Origin of the sequence: Deinococcus ficus (assembly GCF_003444775.1) — a bacterium.
Taxonomy (GTDB): Bacteria; Deinococcota; Deinococci; order Deinococcales; family Deinococcaceae; genus Deinococcus; species Deinococcus ficus.
Map to the genome: position 1 here is coordinate 976,579 of NZ_CP021081.1, position 25,094 is coordinate 1,001,672.

Annotated in this window: 23 protein-coding genes; 9 read left to right on the forward strand and 14 right to left on the reverse strand. The window is 72.7% G+C overall.

The features are described from left to right. Positions 1–42: 42 nt before the first annotated feature. The 4 genes from DFI_RS04890 (at position 43) to DFI_RS04905 (ending at position 3,395) form a co-directional block, all read left to right on the forward strand. Positions 43–399 carry an MmcQ/YjbR family DNA-binding protein gene (locus tag DFI_RS04890; protein ID WP_027462148.1) on the forward strand — a complete coding sequence of 119 codons (357 nt, stop codon included), beginning with the start codon at positions 43–45 and terminating at the stop codon, positions 397–399. Further along, positions 396–974: a hypothetical protein gene (locus DFI_RS04895; RefSeq protein ID WP_118375832.1), complete on the forward strand. Its 579-nt coding sequence runs from the start codon at positions 396–398 to the stop codon at positions 972–974. Before DFI_RS04890 ends, DFI_RS04895 begins: the two co-directional genes overlap by 4 nt. A gap of 61 nt (positions 975–1,035) precedes the next feature. Further along, positions 1,036–1,899 (forward strand): SDR family NAD(P)-dependent oxidoreductase, encoded by an 864-nt coding sequence (locus DFI_RS04900; RefSeq protein ID WP_043776979.1) that lies wholly within the window; start codon positions 1,036–1,038, stop codon positions 1,897–1,899. A gap of 32 nt (positions 1,900–1,931) precedes the next feature. Then, positions 1,932–3,395, forward strand: a complete 1,464-nt coding sequence (locus DFI_RS04905; protein WP_027462150.1) for a class I adenylate-forming enzyme family protein — start codon at positions 1,932–1,934, stop codon at positions 3,393–3,395. Positions 3,396–3,624: 229 nt separating this feature from the next. On the opposite strand, the gene alaS is transcribed toward DFI_RS04905, so the two are convergent. Then, positions 3,625–6,297: an alanine--tRNA ligase gene (gene alaS / locus DFI_RS04910; protein WP_027462151.1), complete on the reverse strand. Its 2,673-nt coding sequence runs from the start codon at positions 6,295–6,297 to the stop codon at positions 3,625–3,627. A 109-nt stretch (positions 6,298–6,406) separates the two neighbouring features. Here alaS and DFI_RS04915 point away from each other — a divergent pair, with 109 nt between their 5' ends. After that, positions 6,407–8,776 carry a putative bifunctional diguanylate cyclase/phosphodiesterase gene (locus DFI_RS04915; protein ID WP_051307482.1) on the forward strand — a complete coding sequence of 790 codons (2,370 nt, stop codon included), beginning with the start codon at positions 6,407–6,409 and terminating at the stop codon, positions 8,774–8,776. 19 nt (positions 8,777–8,795) lie between these two features. On the opposite strand, the gene DFI_RS04920 is transcribed toward DFI_RS04915, so the two are convergent. From DFI_RS04920 to DFI_RS04945, 6 genes are all read right to left on the reverse strand, one after another. After that, positions 8,796–9,830 carry an AfsR/SARP family transcriptional regulator gene (locus tag DFI_RS04920; protein WP_022799784.1) on the reverse strand — a complete coding sequence of 345 codons (1,035 nt, stop codon included), beginning with the start codon at positions 9,828–9,830 and terminating at the stop codon, positions 8,796–8,798. A gap of 123 nt (positions 9,831–9,953) precedes the next feature. After that, positions 9,954–10,685, reverse strand: coding sequence for a YebC/PmpR family DNA-binding transcriptional regulator (locus DFI_RS04925; protein ID WP_022799783.1), 732 nt, complete (start codon positions 10,683–10,685; stop codon positions 9,954–9,956). 167 nt (positions 10,686–10,852) lie between these two features. Next, a complete protein-coding gene (locus tag DFI_RS04930) occupies positions 10,853–11,329 on the reverse strand; it encodes an MgtC/SapB family protein (RefSeq protein ID WP_027462152.1) in 477 nt (158 codons plus the stop codon). Positions 11,330–11,363: 34 nt separating this feature from the next. Next, positions 11,364–11,564, reverse strand: coding sequence for a hypothetical protein (locus DFI_RS04935; protein WP_022799781.1), 201 nt, complete (start codon positions 11,562–11,564; stop codon positions 11,364–11,366). 85 nt (positions 11,565–11,649) lie between these two features. After that, the gene (locus tag DFI_RS04940; protein ID WP_027462153.1) at positions 11,650–12,687 is read right to left on the reverse strand and encodes a sugar phosphate nucleotidyltransferase; all 1,038 of its coding nucleotides are present in this window, start codon (positions 12,685–12,687) and stop codon (positions 11,650–11,652) included. Positions 12,688–12,761: 74 nt separating this feature from the next. Beyond that, positions 12,762–13,733: an alpha/beta fold hydrolase gene (locus DFI_RS04945; RefSeq protein WP_081425715.1), complete on the reverse strand. Its 972-nt coding sequence runs from the start codon at positions 13,731–13,733 to the stop codon at positions 12,762–12,764. Between the two features lie 243 nt (positions 13,734–13,976). Here DFI_RS04945 and DFI_RS04950 point away from each other — a divergent pair, with 243 nt between their 5' ends. Continuing rightward, positions 13,977–14,645 (forward strand): response regulator transcription factor, encoded by a 669-nt coding sequence (locus tag DFI_RS04950; RefSeq protein WP_022799778.1) that lies wholly within the window; start codon positions 13,977–13,979, stop codon positions 14,643–14,645. Between the two features lie 69 nt (positions 14,646–14,714). Here DFI_RS04950 and DFI_RS04955 read toward each other — a convergent pair whose 3' ends face one another. Further along, complete coding sequence (locus DFI_RS04955) at positions 14,715–15,362, reverse strand: TetR/AcrR family transcriptional regulator (RefSeq protein ID WP_027462155.1); 648 nt, start codon at positions 15,360–15,362, stop codon at positions 14,715–14,717. A 79-nt stretch (positions 15,363–15,441) separates the two neighbouring features. Here DFI_RS04955 and DFI_RS04960 point away from each other — a divergent pair, with 79 nt between their 5' ends. Both DFI_RS04960 and DFI_RS04965 read left to right on the forward strand, forming a co-directional pair. Then, positions 15,442–16,326 carry an alpha/beta fold hydrolase gene (locus DFI_RS04960; RefSeq protein ID WP_027462156.1) on the forward strand — a complete coding sequence of 295 codons (885 nt, stop codon included), beginning with the start codon at positions 15,442–15,444 and terminating at the stop codon, positions 16,324–16,326. A 34-nt stretch (positions 16,327–16,360) separates the two neighbouring features. Then, entirely contained in the window at positions 16,361–17,293 is a 933-nt protein-coding gene (locus tag DFI_RS04965; protein WP_043776983.1) for a P1 family peptidase, read from the forward strand. Here DFI_RS04965 and DFI_RS04970 read toward each other — a convergent pair. Next, positions 17,280–17,987 carry a GNAT family N-acetyltransferase gene (locus DFI_RS04970; RefSeq protein ID WP_051307500.1) on the reverse strand — a complete coding sequence of 236 codons (708 nt, stop codon included), beginning with the start codon at positions 17,985–17,987 and terminating at the stop codon, positions 17,280–17,282. The two genes, DFI_RS04965 and DFI_RS04970, sit on opposite strands and share 14 nt — an antisense overlap. A gap of 44 nt (positions 17,988–18,031) precedes the next feature. Here DFI_RS04970 and pyrE point away from each other — a divergent pair, with 44 nt between their 5' ends. Further along, complete coding sequence (gene pyrE / locus DFI_RS04975; RefSeq protein ID WP_027462158.1) at positions 18,032–18,607, forward strand: orotate phosphoribosyltransferase; 576 nt, start codon at positions 18,032–18,034, stop codon at positions 18,605–18,607. 29 nt (positions 18,608–18,636) lie between these two features. Here pyrE and DFI_RS04980 read toward each other — a convergent pair whose 3' ends face one another. The 5 genes from DFI_RS04980 to DFI_RS05000 all read right to left on the reverse strand — a co-directional run bounded on the left by DFI_RS04980 (position 18,637) and on the right by DFI_RS05000 (position 24,928). Further along, complete coding sequence (locus DFI_RS04980) at positions 18,637–20,457, reverse strand: ABC transporter ATP-binding protein (RefSeq protein WP_027462159.1); 1,821 nt, start codon at positions 20,455–20,457, stop codon at positions 18,637–18,639. Between the two features lie 61 nt (positions 20,458–20,518). Continuing rightward, positions 20,519–22,318, reverse strand: a complete 1,800-nt coding sequence (locus tag DFI_RS04985) for an ABC transporter ATP-binding protein (RefSeq protein ID WP_244940321.1) — start codon at positions 22,316–22,318, stop codon at positions 20,519–20,521. A gap of 107 nt (positions 22,319–22,425) precedes the next feature. After that, positions 22,426–23,079: a phosphate signaling complex protein PhoU gene (gene phoU, locus DFI_RS04990; RefSeq protein WP_022799770.1), complete on the reverse strand. Its 654-nt coding sequence runs from the start codon at positions 23,077–23,079 to the stop codon at positions 22,426–22,428. Positions 23,080–23,214: 135 nt separating this feature from the next. After that, entirely contained in the window at positions 23,215–24,132 is a 918-nt protein-coding gene (locus DFI_RS04995; protein WP_043777160.1) for a sensor histidine kinase, read from the reverse strand. 100 nt (positions 24,133–24,232) lie between these two features. Then, a complete protein-coding gene (locus DFI_RS05000; protein ID WP_027462161.1) occupies positions 24,233–24,928 on the reverse strand; it encodes a winged helix-turn-helix domain-containing protein in 696 nt (231 codons plus the stop codon). Positions 24,929–25,094: the final 166 nt, after the last annotated feature.

Sequence of the window (25,094 nt, forward strand, 5' to 3'; positions counted from 1 at the left end):
TCAGGGCGCCCCGCCGGCCACGGGCCCGGTATCCTTGGCCTCATGCAGAGCATCCAGGACGTGCGGACGGTGTGCGGCGCCCTGCCGCACTCGCAGGAGACCTTTCCCTTCGACGCGACCACCCTGGTGTTCAAGGTCGCGGGGAAGATGTACGCCCTGACCGCCCTGGACGGCGACCCGGTCACCGTGTCCGTGAAGGTTCGCCCCGAGGACGGCGAGGCCCTGCGCGCCGCGCACCCCGGAATCACGCCCGGGTACCACCTGAACAAACGCCACTGGGTGACCCTCACCCTGGACGGCACCCTCCCGGACGGGCTGATCCAGTCCCTGATCGCGGACAGTCACGCCCTGGTCGTGCACGGCCTGACCCGAGCGGCCCGGGCGGACCTGGGGCTTTGACCCGGCTGCCCGTGCGCGCCCGCCCATTGAAGCGCGCGCGCCTCGCGCGGGACCTGGGCCGGACCGGCATGCTGCTTGCGGCGGTGTTCACGGCCGTGACCTGGGCGGCCCTGGCGTTCACGTTCGCGCCTGCCCGCGCCCTGCTGGACCGCGCCGACACGCAGCTCACCGCGCTCGACGCCCGGCTGGCCGACGCGCAGACCGCCCTGGCGCCCTTCGACGTCCTGGCCCGGCCCGAAACCCTGGAGGCCGTGCAGGGCCTGGGCGACCTCGCCCGCCGCGCCCAGGCCGCGCCCCTGCTGGACCTCGTCATCCCGCCGGACACGCTGGAGGGCGCCGTGACCCTCACCCGCGAATGGGAGACGGCCCTGAACGCCCGGCCGCCCCTCCCGGCTCTCCAGGCGGCCCGCGCGGACGTGCAGGGCTGGCAGGCCCGGGTGCACAACCTGCGTGTGCGCCTCACCGGCATCGCGCTGCTGACCGGCGCCCTGCTGACCCTGCTGTGCGCGTGGTTCGCCGCCGGGCAGTGGGCGCTGTGGCGCTGGGCTGAAGACCAGCTGAACCCGTCCTCCTGACCGGAGCAGGCGCGCGTCAGGTGCGGCCCTCTGCCTTCCGGGCGGGCGGCATACTGCCCCGGTGACCCCACGCGCCCTGCGCCGGCTGCTGCTCTCCCCGCCCGCCTGCCGGGACCCGCGCGCGTTGCGGGCCGCGGTGGCCGGGCGGACGGTCGCCGTGACCGGCGCGAGTTCCGGCATCGGCCGGGCCACCGCGTTGCTGCTGGGCGCGGCGGGCGCCGAGGTGCTGCTGCTGGCCCGCCGCACCGCCGAACTGGAACGCGTGCAGGCCGAGATCGGGGCCCACGGCGGCCGGGCGCACGTGTACCCGCTGGACCTCGCGGACCCGCAGGCAGTCCAGGCGTTAGCTGCGCACCTGCTGACCCGGCACCCCCGCCTGCACGCCCTGATCAGCAACGCCGGGAAGTCCGTCCGCCGACCTGTGGGCGCCTCCGCCGACCGGCGTGACCTGGAGCGGCAGCTCGCCGTGAACTTCACCGGCCCGGCCGCCCTGACACTGGCACTGCTGCCCGCCCTGACGCGGGCCGGTGGGGTGATCGTGAACGTGTCCAGCGTGTCGGCCCGGCCGCCGGGCGTGCCGCGCTGGGCGGGCTACCAGGGCAGCAAGGCGGGCTTCGACCTGTGGCTGCACAGCCTCGGTGCGGAACTGCGCGCGGACGGCGTGCGCGTGAGCAGCGTGTACCTGCCCCTGACGCGCACGCCCATGATCGCGCCCACCCGCGCGTACCGCTTCCTGCCGGCCCTGACCCCGCACGAGGCGGCGCAGGCGGTCGTGCGGCCCCTCGTGCATCCGGAGCTGCGCGTGGCGCCGTGGTGGCTGACCGGGCAGGAACTCGCCGCACTGGTGGCCCCCGGCGCCCTTCAGCGCCTGCTGGGCACGCTGGAACGTGGGGAACGCCGCCTCGGCCGGCAGGCGCTGCGGTGAAGCCCCCGGCGGCCCTCACCTTTCTCCGGGCGATGTGGCGCACCGGGGCCCTGCACCCGCGCCCGGTCCGGTCCAGCCTGAGCCTGCTGCTGGACGTCCTGCGGCACGGGCCGTCCCTGTACGCCCTGGTCCGCTGGCAGGCCAGAAGGCAGCCGAACGCCCCGGCCGTCGTCTGGGGCGACCTGCACCTCGGGTACGGCGCCCTGCTGGACCGCGCGGACGCCCTGGCGACCCGGCTGCCCACCCGCTCCCGGCATGGGGCGGTGGGCGTGCTGGACGGCGACCCCCTGCTGACCCTGCTGGCCCTGCTCGCCTGCGGGCGCCTGGGCTGCCGGGTGCTGCCGCTCAGCCCGCGCCTGGGGCCCCAGGCGGTGCGCGCCGTACAGATTCGGCAAGGCCTGGGCATTCTTTTGTGCCCGGACGCGCTGCTGGCCGCGTACCCGGACGCCACTCCGCTGCGCCTGGACGGTCCGCCGGCCACCCGGCCGGCGCGGCGGGGCCGCGCGCGGGCCGGGCAGCTCGGCCTGCTCACCTCCGGCAGCACCGGCCGGCCGCGCGTGATTCGCCGGCCAGGGCGTGGCCCGGCGCTGATGACCCTGGCGGCGCTGCTGAACACGCTGCCGCTGCGGGCCGGGATGGGCGCCGTGCTGCCCCTGCCGCTCTCGCACGGGCACGGGCTGGCGTTCCTGGGCACGTGTCTTTTCCTGGGCGCCCGGCTGCGGCTCCTGCGCGCCCCCACCCCCGGGCAGCTGTGGGGGGCGCTGCACGAGCCCGGCGCGGAGGTCGTGACCCTGGTGCCCACCCAGCTGCACCGCCTGATGAGCACCCCCTGGCCCCGCCCGGCCGGACTGCACGGCGTGCTGTGCGGCTCCGGCCCGCTGGATCCGGACCTGGCCTGCCGGACCCTGGCGCACCTGGGGCCGGTGCTGTTCAACCAGTACGGCACCACCGAGACCGGCCCGCTGGCCCTCGCCACGCCCGCCGACCTGCTCGCCGCGCCGGGCAGCGTGGGCCGCGTCCTGCCCGGGGTGCCCCTGAGCGTGCTGGAGGGTGCCGTGGCCCTGTGCACCGCGGGCGGCCTGCTCCGTACCGGGGACCTGGGGCACCTGGACGGGCAGGGGAGACTCTGGTTGCGGGGCCGGGCCGATCACCTGATCGTGACCGGCGGCGAGAACCTGAACCCGGAGACGCTGGAGGCGAGGCTGAGGGCCTGGCCGTACGTGCAGGACTGCGCCGTGCAGGGCCTCCCGGACGCCGAGTACGGACAGCAGCTGCGGGCCTTCGTGGTGCTGGACGACCCCGCTGACCTCGCGCGCTTTCAGGCGGACTGCCGCGCGCAGCTGCCCCGCGCCCACCGACCCCACGAGGTGCACGTCGTCCCGGCCCTCCCACGCACGGACGCCGGCAAACTGCTGCGCGGCGACCTGGAGCGCCTGCTTGCCACCCCGGACGCCCCGGTCGCGGCCGCAGAGCGGGACGCTCGTTCCCCCGCCTGAAGTTTCTGGTCAGGCGCGAGCAGGAGCTGCACGACATGGTTCTCCGCGCCGTCCACCGGGGCCAGGAAGCGCGCCTCATCCCGAAGCCCCCCCGTCCGCCTTTCGGCGTCAACCGTCGAAGCGGCCGTCCAGCAGCTCTGCACGGGCATCTCCCGGCCTGCGGGCCGTAGGACGGGGCGGGGGCTGGAGAGCGGCTTCCGCCCTCCAGCCCCCGCCGCACCCGGTCAGGTCAGAACGCGCTGTCCAGGGCGCCCAGTGCCCCGTCGGCGTCGGTGATGCCGGCCTGCGCCATGTCGGGCCGGCCGCCGCCCTTCCCGCCGCCAGCCGCGGCGAGCTTGCCGACCAGCTGCCCGGCGTGCGCGCCCTTCTCCACCGCGGCCTTGGTGGCCTTGACGACCAGTCCCTTGTCGGACGCGATCACCACGAGGTCCGCGCCGCTCTGGTCCAGGAGTTTGTCGGCGGCGCCGCGCAACTCGTTGCCCTCGATGCCGCTCAGTTTCAGGCTGGCGACCCGGAACCCGCCCAGGTCGCGGGTCTGCGCGGCGCTGCCTCCGCCGCCCATCTGAGCCTCGGCGAGTTGGCGCTTCACGGCCGCGACGTCCTTCTCGGCGGCCTTCAGCTGCCCCTGGAGGCCCTGGATGCGCGCTTCCAGGCCGTCCGGGCTGGTGTTCAGGAGTGCGGCGGCCTTCGCGGCGCCGGTCAGGCGTTCGCGGACCCAGGTGGTGGCGGCGTCCCCGGCCAGCGCCTCGATGCGGCGCACGCCGGCCGCCACGTTCTCGTCGGAGAGGAGCACGAACGCGCCGATGTCCCCGGTGCGGCGCACGTGGGCGCCGCCGCACAGCTCCATGCTGGACACGCGGGCGCCCTCGTAGTCCACGTCGCCTTCCACCCGCACGACGCGCACGGTGTCGCCGTATTTCTCGCCGAACAGCGCGGTGGCGCCCATCGCCTTGGCGTCTGCGATGGGCATCTCCTGCCAGCTCACGGGGAAGTTCGCACTCACCCAGCGGCTGACGAGCAGTTCCACCTGCGCGATCTCCGCGGCGCTCAGGGCGGCGCCGTGCGAGAAGTCGAAACGCAGGCGGTCCGCGGCGACCAGCGAACCCTTCTGCTGCACGCCGCTGCCCAGCACGGCCCGCAGGGCGGCGTGCAGCAGGTGCGTGGCGGTGTGGTGCCGCTGGATGGCGGCGCGAGCGGGGTTCACGGCGGCGCGCACGGTCACGCCCTCTTTCAGCTCGCCTGCCTCGACCAGCACGTCGTGCAGGAACACGCCGGCCTTGGTCTTCTGCGTGTCGCGGACCACGCCGGCCCCGCCGTCCCATTCCAGGCGGCCGGTGTCGCCGACCTCGCCGCCGCTCTCGGCGTAGAAGGGCGTGCGGTTCAGGATCACGGTGGCTTCACTGCCAGCCGTGAGATGCTCCAGGCGCTGCCCGGCGCCGACCAGGGCCAGCACCTGCCCCTCGGCCTGAAGCTCGTCGTATCCGACGAAGCTCGTGGCGCTCAGGCCGTCGAAGACCTCATGGTTCCCGCCGAACAGTTCGCTCTTGCCGTACTTGCTGCCGGCGCGGGCGAGTTCCTGCGCGTGCTCCAGGCTCTCGGCGTACCCGGCCTCGTCCACGCTGACGCCGTACTCCTCGGCGATCTCGCGGGTCAGGTCCACCGGGAAGCCGTAGGTGTCGTACAGCTCGAAGGCGTCCGCGCCGGGCAGGGTGCTGCCCTTCTCCATCCCTTTCAACAGGCCGCCCAGGCGCTGAATGCCGCCCTCCACGGTCTTCAGGAAGCGGTCCTCCTCGGCGCGCATGGCGGCCTGAACGCGCTCCTGCCCGCTGACCAGTTCGGGGTAGGCGCTTCCCATGCCGGCCACCACGCGGGGCACCAGCTGGAACAGGGTGGGTTCGCGCAGGCCCAGCATGTACGCGTGCCGGATGGCGCGGCGCATTATCTTGCGGGCGGTGTACCCGGCGCCGGTGTTGGAAAACGCGGTGCCGTCCGCGAGGATCATGCTGACCGAGCGGACGTGCTCGGCCACCACGCGGTGCGACACGCTGATCTCACCCTCGTAGGCCCTGCCGGTCAGGGCGGCGATCTCCTCGATGATGGGCCGGAACACGTCGTTGCTGTAGAAGTCCGGGACGTCCTGCACGACGCTCGCCACGCGCTCCAGGCCCATGCCGGTGTCGATGTTCTTGAACGGCAGGTCCTTCAGGACCGGCTGGCCGTCCGCGCCCAGGTCCTGGCGGTCGTACTGTGGGAACACCAGGTTCCACACTTCCAGGAAGCGCGCGCTCTCGCGGGTCTGGTAGTAGTCGCCCCAGGTGTCCGCGCCGTACTTCTCGCCGCGGTCGTAGTAGATCTCGCTGCACGGCCCGCAGGGGCCGTTGGGGCCTTCCAGCGGGGCGTTCGCCGGCCAGAAGTTCTCGTCCGCGTCGAAGCGGTGGATGTGGCTGGCGGGCAGCCCCACGAGTTCCGTCCAGTACCCGAAGGCCTCGTCGTCGTCCTTGTAGATGGTGACGTACATGTGCGCCGGGTCCATGCCCATCCACTCGGGACTGGTCAGGAATTCCCACGCCCACAGGATGGCTTCTTTCTTGAAGTAGTCCCCGAAGCTGAAGTTGCCCATCATCTCGAACAGCGACAGGTGCCGGCGGGTGCGGCCCACGTTCTCGATGTCGCCCACGCGCACGCACTTCTGCGCGGTGGTCACGCGCTTGCTGGCCCGGCCGTCGAACACGGCGGGCGCGCCCATGAACTGCTCCTTGAACGGCTGCATGCCCGCCACCGTGAACAGCGTCGTGGGGTCCGGGGCGACCGTGCTGTGGCTGGGCAGGATCAGGTGCTCCTTGCCCTGGAAGAACTGCAGGAACATCGTGCGAATTTCACTGGTGGACAGGTGACGCGGCATACAGGCCAGTCTACCGCCCCCCCCGCCCACCCCGCCGTCTGAAGGGCGCGCGGGGGCCCGCTGGCTGGACGGGACGCCTGAGCCCGCCGGCCGGGCGTTAGAATCGGGCATGAGCACCACGTCCGGACCGACGGCTGCCGAGCTGGCGGCCCGACTGGCGGAACTGTCGCCCGCGGTGCTGGCCGAACCCGGCCGCGTGCGCGGGGAACTGCGGGAGCTGCTCGCGCAGACCCGGCAGCAGGGCGCCGCCGAGGCCGAAGTGCAGGCGCTGCTGGAACTCAGCCGCTGCGACTTCTACCAGGGCCGCTACGAGGACATGCACGCCCTGGCCGAACAGGCCCTGAAATGCAGCCGCCGGCGGGGCTTCACGGTCCTGGAAACCCGCGCCCTGAACAGCCTGGGCCTCAGCGCCCTGCGCCAGCGGCACCTGCCGCAGGCCATGGAGCACTTCATGGCGGCGCTGCGCCTGGCCGCCCACGCCGACGAGGTCTCCGCCGCGATCACGCTGGGCAACGTCGCGCTGGTGTACGTGCAGCTCGACCGGCACGACACGGCCCTGAAACTGCAGTCCCACGTGCGGGCTGTCATGCAGGGCGCCGATCAGCCCGTCTATCTGGCATTCGCGCTGTCCAACCTGCTGGGCAGTCACCGCCGGCTGGGCCACCACGCCGCGGTGCTGGACCTGGCCGCGCAGGCCATCGTGCTGTGCCGCGCCCACGGCATCGCCCGCTTCGAGTGCACCACGCACGTCGCCCTGGGCCGCACCCTGCTGGACCTGGGACGCCTGGAGGCCGCGCGCCGCACCGCCACCGCCGGCCTGCGCGTGGCCCGCTGGGCGCAGGACCGCGAATCCATGGCGGCCCTGCGCCTGCTGGAAGGCGAGGCCCTGCTCGCGCAGCGGCTGACCGCCGAGGCCACCACCAGCCTCAACGAGGCCCTGCGCCTGAGCACTGCCGTGGGGCTGGCCCTGCAACTGGAGGTGCACGAGGCCATGGCACACCTGCACGAGGCCCGCGGGGAACTCGGGCGCGCCCAGCACCACCACGACGCCGTGCGCACCCTGCGCGCCGGCCTGCCCACGCCCGCGACCGTGCCGCCCCACCTGGCGCTCCCGGCCGGGCCGTTCGGGCCGTACACCTGGGCGCCGGAACTCGCCGCGCTGGTGGGCAGCCTGAACCCCCCGGCCCCCCTGCCGGACACCGCCGTGAGCCGGGACGGGCTGACCGGCCACCTGGACCGCGGCGCCCTGCAGGGCGCGCTGCGCCGGCAGCTGGACCTGCTCGGCCCGGAGGACCTGCTGGGCGTGCTGTTCCTCGGTGTGGACGGCATGCGCGCCGTGAACGAACGCTTCGGGCAGGACGTCGGGGACCGCCTGCTGGGCGAGGTGGGCCGGCGCCTGCAGGCCACGCTGCGCGCCGGGGACGTGATCGGCCGGCTGGGCAGCGACGAGTTCATGGTGATCCTGCCTTACCTCGCGCAGACGGACGACCTCGGACTGGTCACGGAGCGCGTGCTGGACGCCATCCGCGTGCCGTTTGTCACCGCCGGGCAGGAGATCAGCGTGTCCGTGTCGGTGGGAGGCGCGGTGGCCCCGCAGGACGGCACCGGCGTGGACGAACTGCTCAGCCACGCCGACCTGGCGCTGCACCAGGCCAAACGCGCCGGGCGGGGCGGCGCGCACCTGTACGAGGCCGCCCTGAGCGCCGACGAGCAGCGCCGCCGGGTGCTGCGCTACGACCTGCGCACCGCCCTGCGCTACGACGAACTCCGGCTGCACTACCAGCCTGTGCACGCCCTGCCGGGCCTGGACCTCACCGGGTACGAGGCGCTGCTGCGCTGGCAGCACCCCCGCCTGGGCCTGCTGCGGCCCACGCAGTTCGTGCCGCTCGCCGAGGAAAGCCGCCTGATCCTGGATCTGGGCGACTGGGCGCTGTGCGAGGCCGCCCGGCAGGCGGCCCGCTGGCGCTTCCCGGAACGGAACCTGAGCATGGCGGTGAACATCTCGCAGCTGCAGTTCGCGCAGCCGGACTTCGTGAGCGGCGTGAAGGCCGCCCTGCGCGGCGCCGGGCTGGACGGCCGGCACCTGCTGCTGGAACTGACCGAGTCGGCGCTGCACCCGGACGCCGCCCGCACCGACGCCCACCTGGCCGCCCTGGCGGACCTGGGTGTGCGGGTGGCGGTGGACGATTTCGGCACCGGGTTCAGCAGCCTGCGCCTGCTGCAGACCCACCGCTTCGACGTCCTGAAGATCGACCGGGGTTTCCTGCAGGACCTGCAGGCCGAGGGGGAGACGCGCGAGCGGGCCGTAACGCTGTTGGAGATGACGATAGAACTCGCCCGCCGCCTGGGCCTGCGCGTGATCGCCGAGGGCGTGGAATTCCCCGAGCAGATCGAACTGCTCAGCGCGCTGGGCTGCGACGGGGTGCAGGGGTACCTGCTGGGCACGCCCATCACGCCTGAGGCGTTCGAACCCCGTTAGGCGCCGTCACCGGCCGCGCTCAGTCCAGGTCCACGGCCCACCACGCCTCCCGCTGCGCCGCCAGGCGCGCGCGCGGGTCACCGATGGCGTTCAGGGCGCGGGTGAGGCCCTCCCAGTCCTGCTCGCTCATCGGGTCGATCGCCAGGGCCCGCTGGTGGAACTGCGCGGCCTCCTTCGCGCGGCCGGCGTCGGTGGCGGCGCGCGCCGCGAGCCCCAGCACGCTCATCTGCTTCTGTTCCAGGCGGGCGCGCACGTCGTCCACCCAGGGGCTGTCGGCGCCCGGCAGGAAGGTGCCGTACTGCCCGGCGAGTTCCTTGATCTCCTCACCGCCCAGCGCGCCCGATTCCGCCTGCGTGACCAGCAGCTCGTAGCGCTGCACGTCGTACTCCGGGGTGAGGTCCGGGTTCAGGGCGTAGCGGCGGTTGGTGCTGACGACCGCCTCGTTGTTCAGGCTCTTGCGCAGGCGGTGCAGGGTCGTGTGGAACAGGCTGCTGGCGCGCGACTCGTCCTTTTCCGGCCAGAGCGCCTCGGCCGCCTCCCAGCTGGTGACCTCGCGGTGCTCCAGCAGGTAGAAGAACAGCTCCAGCGCCTTGCGGCTCACCCAGGCGACCTGCGTGCCCTGCCAGATCACCTGCGCGGTACCCAGCGCGCGGGCCTGCATGCGGTTCTCGTCCTGCACGTTCAGGCCCGCGCGCCGCAGCCGCGCGTCGATGGCGGTGGTCAGGTCGGCGGGCGTGAAGGGTTTGGGCAGGTAGTCGTCGGCGCCCAGGTTCATGCCGCGGCGGATGTCGGTCCGCTCGGCGTGACTGGACAGCAGCATGAACGGCATGTTCGCCATTTTCGGGTCCTGGCGCAGCTTCTCCAGGAATTCCAGGCCGGTCATGTACGGCATGACCACGTCACTGATGATCAGTTCCGGGGTGAAGACCTTCAGCAGGTCCAGGGCCTCCACGGGGTGGCTGCTGGTGCGGACCTCATGCCCGGCGCGTGACAGGATCACGCTGATGAGCTTGAGGATGGCGGCGTCATCGTCCACCACGAGAATGCGCGGCATGCTTGAGTGTAACAGCCCGCCCCCGCCCGGGAAGGGCAGGGTGCCGCCCCGCGCCTTACGGAATCCCTAAAGGCGCAGGGGCGGGAGCCGCAGCCGCGCGCTCCCGCCCACCTGGCCCGGCCCTCACTCCAGGTCGTCGGGCAGGTCGGCGTTCGTGTACACGTTCTGCACGTCGTCGAGCTCTTCGAGGTACTCCACGAGCGTCAGCAGTTTCTTCGCGTCGTCCCCGGCCACGGCGACTGTGTTGCTGGGCAGCATGGTGATCTGCGCGCTCTCTACCTGAAAGCCTGCGGCGGCCAGGGCGTCCTGCACGGCGTACAGCTCGGCCGGGCCGGTGCTGATCTCCAGGCCGTCCTCGGATTCCTGGATGTCCTCCGCGCCGTGCTCGATGGCGACTTCCTGGGCCTTTTCGCTGGTGTCCGTGAGCAGCAGCACGCCCTTTTTCTCGAACTGCCAGGCCACGCTGCCGCTGTTGCCCATGCTGCCGCCGCGCTTGTTGAACACCGCGCGGATGTCGGCCACGGTGCGGTTCACGTTGTCGGTCAGCGTCTCGATGAAGATGGCCGTGCCGCCGGGGCCGTAGCCCTCGTACGTCTGCTCCTTGAATTCCGCGGCGCCCTCGGCCGCGCCCACCGCGCGTTTGATGGCGTTCTCGATGTTGTCCACCGGCACGGTGTCACTCTTGGCGGCGGCGATGGCGTTTTTCAGGCTGAGGTTCCCGGCCGGGTCACCGCTGCCGCCCGAACGGACGGCCGCCTGAATGGCGCGGATGTGCTTGCTGTACATCGCGCTGCGTTTCTTGTCGTTGGCACCCTTCTTGCGCTTGATCTGCGCCCATTTGCTGTGACCTGCCATGATTGCGTTCGCTCCTTACGCCCCGCCCGGCCGGGGGCCGCCGCGGCGTTCCAGTAGATCGCGCCTGCACCCGGAACGGCTCCTGCACACGTCCGGGGCGGCGCGTGACGGCCGGTATTCTAGAGCATCCGCGCAAACCCGTGAACCGTGCCCGGCCCCCTGACCCCCTACTCGCGGGGCGGGGGGGCGCGGCGGGTGCCCAGCAGGTGCACCTCCACCCACCGGAAGCCGTGCAGGATCAGCAGGATGACGCCCGTGAGCGCCGCCGCCAGCGGGTAGTGCGCCAGCCCGCAGCACAGCCCGATGGCGGCGGTGCCCAGGATGCTCGCCGCGCTCGTCAGGCTCTGGCGACGCTCGGTGGTGCTGCCCGCGATGACCGCGCCCGCCCCCAGGAAGCTGATGCCGCTGACCGTGGCGCCCAGCACCGCCAGCGGATCGAAGCGCAGCAGGGGAGAGGCCCCCTGGAAGGCCTGCACGGTCAGTTCCGCGAGGATCACGAAGGCGGCCGTGCACACGCCGACCAGCGCGTGCGTGCGCAGGCCCACCGACGTGCGGTTCAGTTCCCGTTCCAGGCCCACCAGCCCGGCCAGCAGCAGGGCCACCAGCAGCCGCAGCATCAGCGGCAGGTCCGCCTCAAGCGTCATCGGCACTCACCCGGCGGGACGAAGGGGCGGGCGTTCAGCCGTCCTCGTTGTCCGGCTCCGGCAGGAACTGCGCGAACGCCTGGAACCGCACATGTTCCTCGGTCGGCGTGCGGTTCTTCCGTTCGGCCCCGGCCGGGCCGGTGTCCACACCACTGATCAGGACCTCGCCCGCGTCACCGGTGCGGCGGCGGGACGACGGCTGGCGGCGCGGCTCCTGCGGTCGGTTGGAGGTCATGGCCGCACTGTAATCCCCGCACGCCGGGACTTGTGCAGCCCTACCTTCAGGAGAATTCAGACTTGCGCGCCGCCGCACACCCGCCTCACAGCCGCGCGACGCTACGGTCCCCGATCACCAGCTGCAACCCCACGTCCGAAGGCGCGCCCACCACCGCGTGCCGCCCGATGATGGAGCGCTCCAGCAGCCGGGTGGGGGCGTGCACGCGCGCAAAATCATCCACCATCGAGCCCTGGATCCGGGTGTGGCTGAGCAGCGCGTGCCGGCCCACGCTGGTGTACGGCCCCACCTCGCTGTCCCGCAGGACCGCGTGCGGCCCGATCCACACCGGCCCGGTCACGCGGCTGTTCTGCACCCGCGCGCCCGGCTCCACCACCACCAGCCCGCTCAGCTCGCTGTTTTCCAGCGTGCCGTCCATGCACGGCGTGAGCTGCGAGAGGTAATGCGCGTTGGCCCGCAGCAGGTCGCCGGGCGTGCCCGCGTCACTCCAGAAGCCCCCGAACTCCACCGCCCGCACCCGCCCGCCCGCGGCGATCACCGACAGCAGGGCCTGCGGGAACTCGATCTCGCCACGCACGCTGGGCTCCAGCGCCGCCACGGCGTCCAGCACGCCCGGCCGGAACGCGAACACCCCGCACGCCGCCAGGTTCCCCGCCGGCTGCGAGGGTTTCTCCACCAGCCCCCGGAGCAGCCCGCCCTCGACCACCGCCACGCCGAACAGCTGCGGGTCCGGAACCTGCTTCACGCCGATCACGGCGTCCGCCTCCCGCAGCGCGGCGCGCACGGGCCGCAGGGAATCCTCGAAGAGGTTGTCCCCCAGGTACAGCAGCGTGTCCTGCCCCTCCAGGAACTCCCGGGCGCACAGCACGGCGTGCCCGGTGCCCAGCGCCTCGGGCTGCCGGATGAAGGTCAGGTGCCCGCTGCCGAGCGTCACGTCGCGCAGTTCCGTCTCGCTGGAACTGCTCGTCACGATCCCGATGTCCTCCGCGCCCGCCTCGCGCAGCGCCCGCACGGCCCGCACGATGATCGGCACGCCGGCCACGTTCACCGTGTGCTTGGGCCGGGTGGCACTGACGGGCAGGAGGCGGCTGCCGCGACCCGCGGCGAGGATCAGTCCTTTCATGAACGGGGCCGAGTATAGCCGCGCCGCATGAGGGGCGCATCCCTGCCGTCGTCCCGCCCGGCCGGCCGGGGTCCTCAGCGGGTCAGGGCCTCTTCCAGCGCCTCCGCGAACGCGTCCTCGTCGTCCAGCCAGGGGTAGTGCCCGGCGTCCAGCACCGTGACCTCCCCGCCGCCCAGGTCCGCCACCCAGCCCACCTGCCCCGGGTAGCTCGTGCGGTCGTGCACGCCCGCGATCACGAACACCGGGCGGCGCAGCTCCTGCAGGAAAGGCGGGTACTCGAACTCCCACAGGCCCTGGTTCACCAGCGCCTCCTGCACCGCGCCGCCGCCCGTCAGCTGCCCCTCGGCGTCCGTGAATTCCAGGTGCATACGGCTGGCCGGGTCGCGGAACTGCATGGTGTTCAGCAGATCCCGGGCGTTCAGCAGCTCGAACGCCGCCTCCACACGCGCCTCCCCGATGGGTGCGTACTGGCCGCTGGGCGTCTCGGCCCGCACGCGCTCGGCGGGGTCCTCGACCTCCACGGCCCGCTGGGCACTGGCTTCTTCCAGCAGGGTGTAGGCCAGTTCCGGGAAGTGCACCCAGGGGTTCACGACCACGGCCCGCGCGGTGCGGGTGGGGTGGCGCCGCGCGTACTCCAGTGCGATCAGCGCCCCGAACCCGTGCCCCAGCGGAATGAGCTGGTTCACGCCCAGTTCGGCCCGCAATGCCTCCAGGTCCGCGACCAGGGTGTCCAGGTCCAGGGTGTCGGCGCCCTGCTCGGTATCCTCCAGGGCCCCGCTGCGGCCCGAGCCGCGCTGGTCCAGATACACCACCGGCCGCCCCATGCCCTCCAGCCGCTCCCCGAACAGCGCCCGGAAGGACAGGCTGTTGTACCCGGGGCCGCCGTGCAGGAACACCACCGGCGTGTCGTCTTCCTCGCCGGTCAGGCCCACGGCCTCCACGTACAGGTCCGCGCCGTTCAGGTGAAGGAGCTGCCCGTCCTCCAGCCCGTCCAGGTCGTCGGCGTGTGGGGCGTCCTCGGGCAGGGCGTGAAAATCGTCGGTCATGACGCACATTCTAGGAGGTCCCCGCCCGCCCGGTTCAGGACGGCCCCGGCCGCCCGCCCGGAAAAGCGCCTGCTGGACCGCGCCCGCGTCGTTAAGGGACCGTAAAGCGGGATGCTGGCACGGTCCGCAGGCCCCCGCCTACGATGAGCCTGACGAGCTGACCCCACCGGGGGCCGATCCACCGCGGCGCGCGCTGCAGTGGGCGCCGCCCCATTTCTCAAGCCGCCGCAGGAGACGACCCCCATGGACCAACGCATTCTCCTCATCGAGGACAACCCGGACATCACCCGCGTCGTGCAGTACGAGCTGGAACAGGCCGGGTACCGCGTCCTGACCGCCGCCGACGGCATCACCGGCCTGACCGCCGCCCGCGAACACAGCCCCGACCTGGTCGTGCTGGACCTGGGCCTCCCCGACTTCGATGGGGCCGAGGTCGCCCGCCGCCTGCGCAAGACCAGCAGCGTGCCCATCATCATCCTGACCGCCATGGACGCCGTGGACCGCAAGGTGAACCTGCTGGAAGCCGGCGCCGACGACTACATGACCAAACCCTTCCACCCGGAGGAACTGATCGCCCGCGTGAAGGTGCAGCTGCGCCACCAGCAGCACGGCGAGGTCATCAGCATCGGCGCGCTGGAAATCCACCCGCAGAAACGCCTGTGCCACTACAACGGCCACGAGGTCCGGCTCTCCCCGAAGGAATTCGATCTCCTGACCTTCCTGGCCCGCCAGCCGGGCCGGGTGTACTCCCGCCAGGAGATCGAACGCGAGGTCTGGAACGGCGAACTGCCCAGCAACAGCAACGTCGTGGACGTGCACATGGCGAACATGCGCGCCAAACTCCGTGACCTGGACGGCTACGGCATCATCCGCACCGTGCGCGGCATCGGGTACGCCCTCAAAACCCCCTGAACGGCAGAGGCGCGGCCGGGTTCCCCAGCATGGGTGAGCCCGGCGGTTCTGTATCTGCTGCGGCTCGTGTCAGTTGCTGGCCGGATCGTCCAGCAGGGGACGCAGCAGGGCAGCGCAGGCCGGGTCGGCGGCGGCCACGGCCTGCACGGCGCCCAGAAACGCGCCGGCCAGCAGCGCGACCACCTGCTCACGCGGCAGGGCACGGTCCTGCAGCCACCCGGCGCTGACGGCCTGCTCGAACTGCAGCCAGCCCCGCAGGGTCAGGGCCAGCGCAGGCGGCAGGGCCGAGGTGCCCAGCGCGCGGCCCAGAAGTGCCGCGGACGCCTGCTCGACCTGCGCGTGAATGGCCGCGACGGCCGCGTACTGCGAGGGGCTGAGCAGCACCTGCCAGCTCGCCGGGTCCTCCTCGACGTGTAGTAGGTAGGCGTCCAGCGCGCCCAGCAGCTGGGCGCGGGGCGGGCCGTCCGGCACGGCCCGCAGGGCGGCCATCAGCCGCTGCGCGGCCCGGTCCACCAGGGCCACGGTCAGGGCCTGTCGGGTGGGGAAATAGTAGTAGAGCAGGCCCTCGGAGACGCCGGCGGCGGCGGCGATGTCGGCCATGGTGAGGCGGTCCAGGCCTTGGGCGGCGGTGAGGGTGGTGGCGGCCTCCAGCAGGTCGGCGCGCCGCTGCTCGGGTTTGAGGCGGTGGCGCGGGGCCTGGGGCCGTGACGGCGTCATGTCTTCAGGGTAATGCACCCCTTGCTGAGTCTGAACTCAATACCGCATACTGAGTCTGAACTCAATAAGGAGGCTGGCCATGCCGCTGACCGCACACCCATACGTCATCTCTTTACCGCAGGGCTCTGTGGAGGTCCGCGAGGTGGGCCAGGGCCGCCCCCTGCTGTTCCTGCACGGCGCCTTCAGCGACAGCAGCATCTGGGACCCCGTCGTGCAGCGCCTCGCCCCGTTGGGCTACCGCTGCCTGCTCCCTACGCTGCCGCTCGGCGCGCACCGCCAGCCCCTTCCGCCAGGCGCCGACCTCAGCCCCCCCGGAGTCGCCCGGCTGATCGCCGACCTGATCGGCGCCCTGAACCTCGGGCCGGCCACCGTGATCAGCAACGACACCGGCACCGCCTTCATGCAGCTCGTGCTGACCGACCACCCGCACACCGTCGCGGCCGCCGTCCTCACCAGCGGCGACGCATACGACCACTTCCTGCCGCCCGTCTTCGCGTCCCTCAAGGCCCTGCCGTACGTGCCCGGCGGGCTGCGCCTGCTGGCCCGGACCATGCGCCAGCCGGCCCTGGCCCGCCAGTCCTGGGCATTCGGCCGCCTGAGCCGCCGCGGCATGACCCCGGAACAGGCCCGGCAGTGGAGCGCGGGACTGCTGGGCGACCGGGGTGTGCGCCGCGACACCCGCGCCCTGATCCGCGGCTTCCATCGCCGCCACACCCTGAATGCGGCGGCCCGCTTTCCGGCCGTGTCCCACCCGGTGCAGGTCATCTGGGGCCGTGAGGACCGCGTCTTTGCCCTGCACCTCGGTGAGCGGCTGGCGCGGGAACTGCCCGGCACCGAGCTTCAGGTGATTGATGACAGCGGCACGTACCTGCCCCTGGACGTCCCGGACGAGCTGACCCGGCACCTGCACGCGTTCCTCCAGGGCCGGGGCGCGCCTCCTGCACCCCACGCCGCCCTCGCCTGACCTGCTTCCTGCCCACGCGTGCTGGAATGCGGGCATGACCCCCGAGAACACCACCCTGACCGCCGTGCCCGGCTTCCAGGTGGGGCACTGGACGGACCCCGTGGGCCAGACCGGCTGCACCGTGATCCTCTGCCCGCCGGAGGGCGCGGTCGCCTCGGCCAGTTTCCTGGGCCCCAGCCCCGGCACGAGGGAAGGCGTGCTGCTGGCCCCGGAGAAAAAGGTGGAGCGGATTCACGCCCTGCTGCTCACCGGCGGCAGTGCCTTCGGGCTCGCGGCGGCGACCGGCGTGATGCGCGTCCTGGAGGAACGCGGAATAGGGCACCCCACGCCGTTCGCGCGGGTGCCCCTCGTCCCGGCCGCCGTGATCTACGACCTGGGCAGCGGCGACCCTCAGGCCCGGCCCGGCGACGCCCAGGGCGAGGTTGCCGCCCGCGCCGCCAGCCCAGCCTCGGTGCCCCGCGGCCGGGTGGGCGCCGGAACGGGTGCCACGGCCGGGAAGTACCTGGGGGGAACGGGCGCCGTGCCGAGCGGGCTGGGCAGCGTGAGCGTGACCCGTCAGGGCGTGCAGGTGGGGGCGCTGGCGGTCGTGAACCCCATCGGGGACGTGCTGGACGAGCAGGGGGGCGTGCTGGCCGGGCCGGGCGTGGGGCCCGGGGCGGTGGCGTTCACGCCCGGCGACGTGGAGAACACCACCTTGATCGCCGTGGTCACCGAGCACACCCTGACGAAGGCCGCCTGCCGGCGCCTCGCGGACGCCGCGCAGGCCGCGCTGGGCGGCGTGATCCGCCCCAGCCACACCGACTGGGACGGCGACGCCGCCTTCGTACTGAGCGCCGCGACCCGGCCGCCCGCCGATCCGCTGCTGCTGGTGACGCTGGTGCAGGAGGCCGTACAGGGCGCGGTGCGGGACGCCGTGCGGCAGGCGAACCCCGGGCTGGACCGCCCCGGGGCGCTCAGCGGGGCGTGAAGCTCAGGCGCGCGCCGCTGAGCCGGAAGCCCGCGCGGATCACGTTGCGCTCGCTGCCGGTGCCCGGCGTCACGAACACCGTCGCCAGCGTGGCCCCGCCCTCGTGCGCGGCCCGCAGCCGGGCGGCCAGCAGGGCCGCCTGCACGCCCCGCTCCCGGAATTCCGCCAGGGTGGACGTGCCGTGAAAGGCCGCCACGCCGTCCGTGAGGCTCAGGGCCGCCGTGCCGGCCGGGCGGCCGTCTACCTGCGCGGTGAACAGGTGCGTGCCGGGCGCCTGCGCCACCGCCCGCATCACCGCCTCGTTGCCCGACCCGAACCCCCGGGCGGACAGGGCCGCCCAGCCGGCCGGATCGGCCGAGGGCACGACCTCCAGCGGGGGAGCGGCGGGCCGCGCCTCCAGGTCGTGCGTGTACAGGTGCAGCACGTGATGCAGGGCGAAGTCTGCCTCCTGCAGCGCCGGCAGCACCCCGGGCGCGAAGGCGGACAGCACGTGCACCCACGCCTCAACCCCCCACGCCTGCGCGAACGCCAGATACGCTCGCAGGTCCGCCGTGGCGAACGGCCGGGACCCGTCATGCCACGCGGCGTTCAGGGGCAGGCCCGGCGCGGCCACCACGCCCCACAGCGGCCCGAACTGCCGGCCCGTCCCGTATCGCTGAAACGCGGCCGCCTCGGCCGCCGCCACCCGGCGCATCACCTCCACTCGGCTTCCCTCCTTCGGGCATACTCACGCACGACATGGACGTTCTGACCCTGTACAAGGAAGCCGGCGCGTACCACGAGGGGCATTTCCTGCTCGCCAGTGGCCGCCACAGCCCCAAGTTCCTGCAGAGCACCACCCTGCTGCAGTACCCGCACCTCACCGAGCAGATCGGGCAGGCCCTCGCCGCCAAGCTCATGGAGGGCGGCGTGCAGGCGGACTTCATCATCGGGCCGGCCATGGGCGGCGTGACCCTCGCCTACGAGACCGCCCGCCACTACCGGCGCGGCGGGGAGCGCGTCCGGGCGATCTTCGCGGAGAAGGACGGCCTGGGCGGCATGAAGATCCGCGAGGCCTTCACCATTCAGCCCGGCGAGACCTTCATCGCCGTGGAGGACGTGCTCACCACCGGCGGCAGCGTCCTGAAGGCCGTGCGGGCCGCCGAGCAGGCCGGCGCGACGTGCGCGGGCATCGCCTGCATCGTGGACCGCCGCGCCGTGGACGGCCCCCTGGACGGTTACCCGCTCGTGTCCCTGGTGCGGCTGGTGTTCGACACCTACGCCGCAGGTGAGGTGCCTGACTGGCTGGCGGCGCTCCCCCTTCAGGAGATCTGAGGGCCCGGCCGGGCGGACGGCGACGGCGCTCACTCGCCCGGCTCCTCGGCCCACAGGGCCCGCATCTCCTCGTTGCGGTCCAGCAGCTCGCTCAGGGTGCCCTCGTCGGCCACGCGGCCGTGCTGCATCAGGATGATCCGGTCCGCGCGGGTCAGCGCCGCCCGGCGGTGGCTGATCACCAGGCAGGTGGCGTCCAGTTCGTGGAACAGCCCGTCCCAGAGCTGCGCCTCGGTGCGGGCGTCCAGGGCGCTGGACACGTCATCGAACACCAGCAGGTCGGCCTGCCGGGCCAGCATGCGGGCCACGGCGGCGCGCTGCACCTGCCCGCCGCTGAGCTTCACGCCGCGCGCGCCCACCTGCGTGTTCAGGCCCTGCGGAAGCTGCGCGAGGTCGGGCGTCATCACGGCCAGCCGGGTCGCGCGGGTCAGGTAGGCGGCGTCCTCGCCGGACGTGATGTTCTCCTGCAGCGTGTCGCTGAACAGGTTGGGCAGCTGCGCCGTGTACGCCGCGCGGGGCGGCACCAGGAAGGTGGCCGGGTCGGTCACGGGCTCGCCGTTCCAGCGGACCAGGCCGCCCTGCACGGGAATCAGGCCCAGCAGCGCGCGGATCAGGGTGCTCTTGCCGCTGCCGATCCGGCCCGTCACGACCACGAACTCACCGCGGCGGACCGTGAAGCTCGCGTCCCGCACGCCCAGTTCACCGGCGTCGTCGTGCGTGGCGGTCAGGCCCTCCACCCGCAGCTCACGCAGGGGCAGTGGGGCGGGCGCGGCGGCCGGGGCGGGCGGTTCGGCGCGCAGGAACACGTCGTGGTGTTCCACGATGCGGGTGTCCGGGGCGTCCTGCAGCAGGCGGGTCATGCGGTCGTAACTCACGCCGGTGCGGCGGTGGCGGGCGATGGCGTCCCCGAAAAAGCCCATGCTGCCGGTCAGGCGGGGCAGCAGCCCGATGAACAGCACGAATTCCTCGATGCTCATGGTGCCGCCGCGCACGCGGGTGGCGCCCAGCAGCAGCACCAGCCCCACGGCGAAGTTCACCATGTTGGTGTTCACGCCGCGGATCAGTTCCGTGAGCAGCACGTCGTTCAGGGCCGCCTTCTTGCGCGTGTCGCCCAGGCTGGTCAGGTGCCGGACCATGCTGTCCTCACGCGCGGCGAGTTTCACGGCGCTCACGGCGTTGAAGGTCTCCCCGACGAAATCGGTGACGCGGGCGGTCGCCTCGCGCATCCGGCGGCGGTACGTGCGGATCACCGGGGAGAGGCGCTGCACGAAGAACACCATCAGCAGCAGCGGCGCGGTGACCAGCAGCGTGATCAGCGGGTCCACCCGCGCCATCAGCACGACCGCGACCGTCACGTACGCCAGGAAACCCGCGCCGTCCACCCACACCTCGGTGTACCCGGCGACGTCATCCACGTCGTCCCGGAAGCGGCTGACCGCCTCGGCCGGGGTGTCCGGCAGCCGGCGGGCGCGGGGCGCGGTGAGCAGGTAGCCCAGCAGGTTGCGGCGCACCAGGGCGTCCAGCGTGTACCACAGCTCGATCCACAGCCGGAACGCCCCGAAGAACAGCCCGAACCGCCCGAACCGCACGGCGGCGAACCATGCGAGCGCCGCCCAGGCGGCCATCAGTTCCGGCGTGACGGTCTGCCCGGCCACGCGCAGCTTCTCGGCGCCTTCCAGGTGCCCGAACAGGCGGCTGACCGCCCAGACGAGCAGCGCGGGCGAGGCGTGCACCATGCCCCACGCGAACAGGTTGGCGACGAACAGCACGGGCCGGTACACGAACAGGCGCCGGGAGAGCTTCAGCGTGCGGTCGGCGCGCGCGTGGTCTGGATTGGGGGTGGCGGTGGTCATCGCAGGAACTCCGTGAAGGGGAGGGGAGAGAGGGCCGGGCGGGCAACATGAGCGGGCAAGGTCATGCCAGCACCCCGTCCTCGACGTTCGCGCCGGCGCGCAGCAGGGCCGCGTACTCGCTGCGCGGATCGCGGGCCAGGTCGTCGCGCGCGCCGTCTTCCAGCACCTCGCCGGCCCCCAGCACCAGGATCCGGTCGGCGCGGGCGACGGTGTCCAGGCGGTGCGCGATGATGATCGCCGTGCGGCCCGACAGCAGGCGCGTCATGGCGCTGGTCAGCAGGGCCTCGGTGGCGGGGTCCAGTCGGCTGCTCGGTTCGTCCAGGATGATCACGTCCGGGTCGCGCAGCATCACCCGCGCGAAGGCCAGCAGCTGCGCCTCCCCGGCCGACAGGCTCCCGGCCGGCAGCGGCGTGCGCACCCCGTCCGGCAGGCGGTCCAGCCAGCGGCCCAGGCCGACTTCCAGCAGCGCCGCCTCCACCTGCTCGTCGGTCACCGAGGGGTCGAAGAAACTCAGGTTGTCGCGCACGCTCGCCTGGAACAGCTGCACGTCCTGCGTGACCACGGCCACGCGCGTGCGCAGTTCGCTGAGCGGCACGTCCCGGACGTCCACGCCGCCCAGCCGCACGGACCCGCTCGTCGGGTCGTACAGGCGCGAGATCAGGCGCGTGAGGGTGGTCTTGCCGCTGCCGGTGCGGCCCAGCAGGCCCACCGTCTGCCCGGCCGGCAGGTGGAAGGTCACGCCGCCCAGCACCGGGCGCGCGTCCGGCCGCTCCGGGTCGGGTTCGTAATCGAAGGTGACGTCCCGGAACTCCAGCGCCAGCCGGCCCCCGGGCAGCGGGGTGGTGCCGCCGTGAATGTCGCTGCGCAGCGCCAGCAGCTCCGCCACGCGGCCCAGGCTCGCGCCGGCCTTCTGCAGGTCCTGCAGCTGCTGCGTGAGCTGATCGATGGGTTCCTCGATCATGCTCATGTACTGGTACAGCAGGAACGCGGTGCCCAGCGTGATCGCGCCCGCCGCGTACAGCCCGATGGCGGCCGCCAGCAGGCCGGTGTAGCCCACCGCGAACAGCAGCATGCTCAGCTGCCACACGATGCTGCGCCGCATCCACGAGCGGGTGCTGCGATGGAAGAATTCACGCTGCGTGCGCAGGAACGCGTTCAGGTGGTGCCCGCCGGCGCCCAGCGCGCGGATGTCCTCCAGGCCGGTCAGGCGCTCTTCCACGAAGCCGAACAGTTTCGCGCTGGCCTCCCGCTCCTGGCGGGTGGGTTCCACGCCCAGCTGCCGCACGCGGTTCATGGCGTACAGCGTCACCAGCGTGAACACCAGGACCGCCCCGCCCACCCGGGCGTCCTCGCGGAAGAACATCACCAGCGAGCCCAGCAGCAGCAGCGTGGCGCCGAACACCCGCACCGCGAACTGCGAGAAGAAGTTGCTCAGCGCCGTGACGTCCCCGTCGATGCGTTCGATCATCTCGCCGGGCGTGCGCTCCTTGTGCTCGCGCATGTCCAGGCCCAGCAGGTGCGCCATCAGGTCCGCGCGCAGGCGATTGGTGGCCGTCCACCCGACCCGGGCGCCCACGTACGTCGCCCCGGCGTTCAGGAGCTGCACCGCCACCGCGCACGCGATGTACGTCAGGGCCAGCCGGGTCAGCAGGCCCGGGTCGGCGCCGTCCAGCAGCTTGGCGTTGTCCACGAAGCGCCGCATCAGCTGCGGCAGGAAGAGACTCAGGCCGGTGGCGGACAGCAGCAGCGCCGCCAGCAGCGCCACGAACCACTTCAGGGGCCCCAGGTACTGGCCCAGGACCGCCAGCATGGATCTTCGCGGCGCGTGAGCGGGCTCAGGCACAGAGGCGGACGTCGTCATTCCACCAGCGTAGTGGCCGGGCCCCGGCGGGGCATCTGCCGCGTGGCTTAGTGCAGGCGGCGCCCCGGAAACCTGCTTCCCGGGGCGCCGCCTGAGGCCTCAGGGGGTCAGTGGACGAGCTCGCCCCGTTCCCCCGTCACCCAGTACCGCACCCGCTCGGCAATGTTCTCCATGTGGTCCCCGATGCGCTCCAGGCTGCGGCCCACCCGCATCAGCATCAGGGCCTTGCTGATGTTGCGGGGGTCCTCGAGCATGTACGTCACCAGTTCCCGCTGGATCTGGTCGTACAGGTCGTCCACCTCGTCGTCCATCTGCACGGTGCTCTCGGCGCGCGTGACGTCCCGGTCGGCAATCGCGGTGCGCAGGTTCTGGCTCATCTCGTTGAGGCGTTCCATCATGCGCGCGAGGTTCACGTACCGCTTCAGCGCCGGGGCCTGCGCGAGCTCCTCGCCGTCCTCGGCGACGTGCACCACGTAATCGCCCATCCGCTCGATGTCCGACAGGCTCTTGAGGATCAGGGCCACCAGCCTCAGGTCCCGCGCGACCGGCTGGTGCAGCGCGATGATCCGCAGGCACTCGGCCTCGATCTGCGCTTCCTGCGCGTCCACCTGCAGGTCCAGCGCTCGGACGTCCGCGAGGCGTTCGGTCTTCTCGTGCAGCAGCACGTCCGCCGCGATGGGGAACATGCTCTCGACCGTGCCGAGCATGTTCAGGGCGCCGTTCAGGACGGCTCTGAGATCGTGTTCCAGGGCTTCACGCATGGGGGCTCCTCTTCGGGGGCGCGGTGGGCGCGCCGGAAACGGGACGTGCAGGCAACGTAGCACCTGAGTCCCGGGGCGGGGGGCACAAGCAGGCAGAACAGGGAGAAGAACGGATCAGGACAGGGCACAGGCGGGTCAGCCGAGCCCGGACACCCCCGGCAGCGTGAAGCAGAAGGCGTTCACGTCCCCCTGGCGCTCCGCCCAGGCCTGCCCACCCCAGCCGTGCACGATGCTGCGCACGATGTACAGGCCCATGCCGCTGCCCTGCCCGGTGGCCGCCTGCCCGCGCGTGTGCGCCCGGAACAGGCTCTCGGTGTCGTGCAGGGGCGCGCCGTGGTCCAGCACCGCCACCTCCACCCAGGTGCCGCGCTCGGTGGTGCGCACCTCGACCGGCTGCCCGGCCGGACCGTACTTCAGGGCGTTCTCGATCAGGTTCAGCAGCACCTGCAGCAGCTTGTCCGGGTCGGCCCGGACGAGGTGATCCTGCCCGAAGCGCAGCGTGGACCCCCGCGCCGTGAGTTCCGGAGTGAGCAGCCGCTCCGCCCGCGCGAACGTCTCCGAGATCGGCAGCGTCCGGGCGCGGGTGGGCCGGAACCCCACCGCGAGGTCCTCCACCAGCCGCGCCAGCCGCTCGGTCTCCTGCAGGCCCTGCCGCACGAAATTCTGCGCCAGGTCGGCCGGCATGTCGTACTCCAGGGCCTCCAGCACACCGCGCAGCGCCGCCACCGGCGTGCGGAACTCGTGGCTGAGCACCGCCGTCGCCTCGCGCAGCTCCGCCTCCCGGCGGCGGTGCTCGGTCACGTCCTCCACGATCAGCGAGGCGTTCACGCCGTGGTGCGTGGCCGTGCAGCGCAGCGTGCGCCCCCCGACCTCCAGCTCCAGTTCCCCGCCGCGCTCCATCAGGGTTTCCAGGGTGTGGCGCCGCACGACCTCCAGCACCGGCCGGCCCGCCGCGCGCTCCTGCGTGACGCCCCACAACCGCGTGGCCGCGGCGTTCACGCGCGTCACCAGTCCGCCCTCGGTCAGCAGGACCGCCTGCGGCAGCGTGTCCATCCACGCGTCGGCCGTGGCGTCCGCGGCCGGCCTGTCCGGCTGGGCACCCGCCCGGTCACGCTCCGGCCGCGTCACGCGCCCCGGCATGCCCACGCCCCCCTCACCCCTCCGCCCCGGCCGTCCAGGGCCGCATGCGGTACCCCTTGCCGCGCACCGTCTCCAGGAACCCCGGGCGGCCCGGGTCGTCCGCGAGGTGCGCGCGCAGCTGCGTGACGTGCTGGTCCACCGTCCGCTCGCCGCCCAGGAAGTCCGCGCCCCACACCCGGTCCAGCAGTTCCGTGCGGGAGTACACCCGCCCGGCGTGCTGGAGCAGGAAGGCCAGCAGGTCGAACTCCCGGCGCGTGAGGTTCAGGCGCCGGCCCGACATGCGCGCCTCGGCGGCCGCCACGTCCACCACCAGCGGCCCGTTCGAGAGCACCTGCGGGGCGTCCGGCGCGGCGCGGCGCAGCAGGGCCCGCACCCGCGCCACCAGTTCCGCAGCACTGAACGGTTTTGTCAGGTAATCGTCCGCTCCGGATTCCAGGCCCTCGACCCGCTCGGCCTCGGCGGCGCGGGCGGTCAGCATCAGCACCGGCAGGCGCCGCAGCTCGGTGTCGTCGCGCAGGCGGCGCAGGAAGCTCAGGCCGCTCTCGCCGGGCAGCATCCAGTCCAGCACCAGCGCGTCCGCGCCCGCCAGGACGTCCAGCGCCCCGTGCGTGGCGTCCAGGGCCGTGACCCGCAGCCCCGCCCGCTCCAGGTGGAAGCGCAGGACGTCCCGGACGGTTCCCTCGTCCTCGATTACAACGACGTGGCTCATTGATTCCATTCTGAATCCTGGCGTCAGGGCAATGTCAGGGCGTCACCCACGGCACAGTCTTCACCCGGCTCCCGGGGGAGCGCTGCGTCACGCGCCCGGGAACGGCCGCGGCCCTGTGCGCCCGGGGCCGCCTGCGTTACCCTGGGGTGCTTCGCCGTGGCGTCGT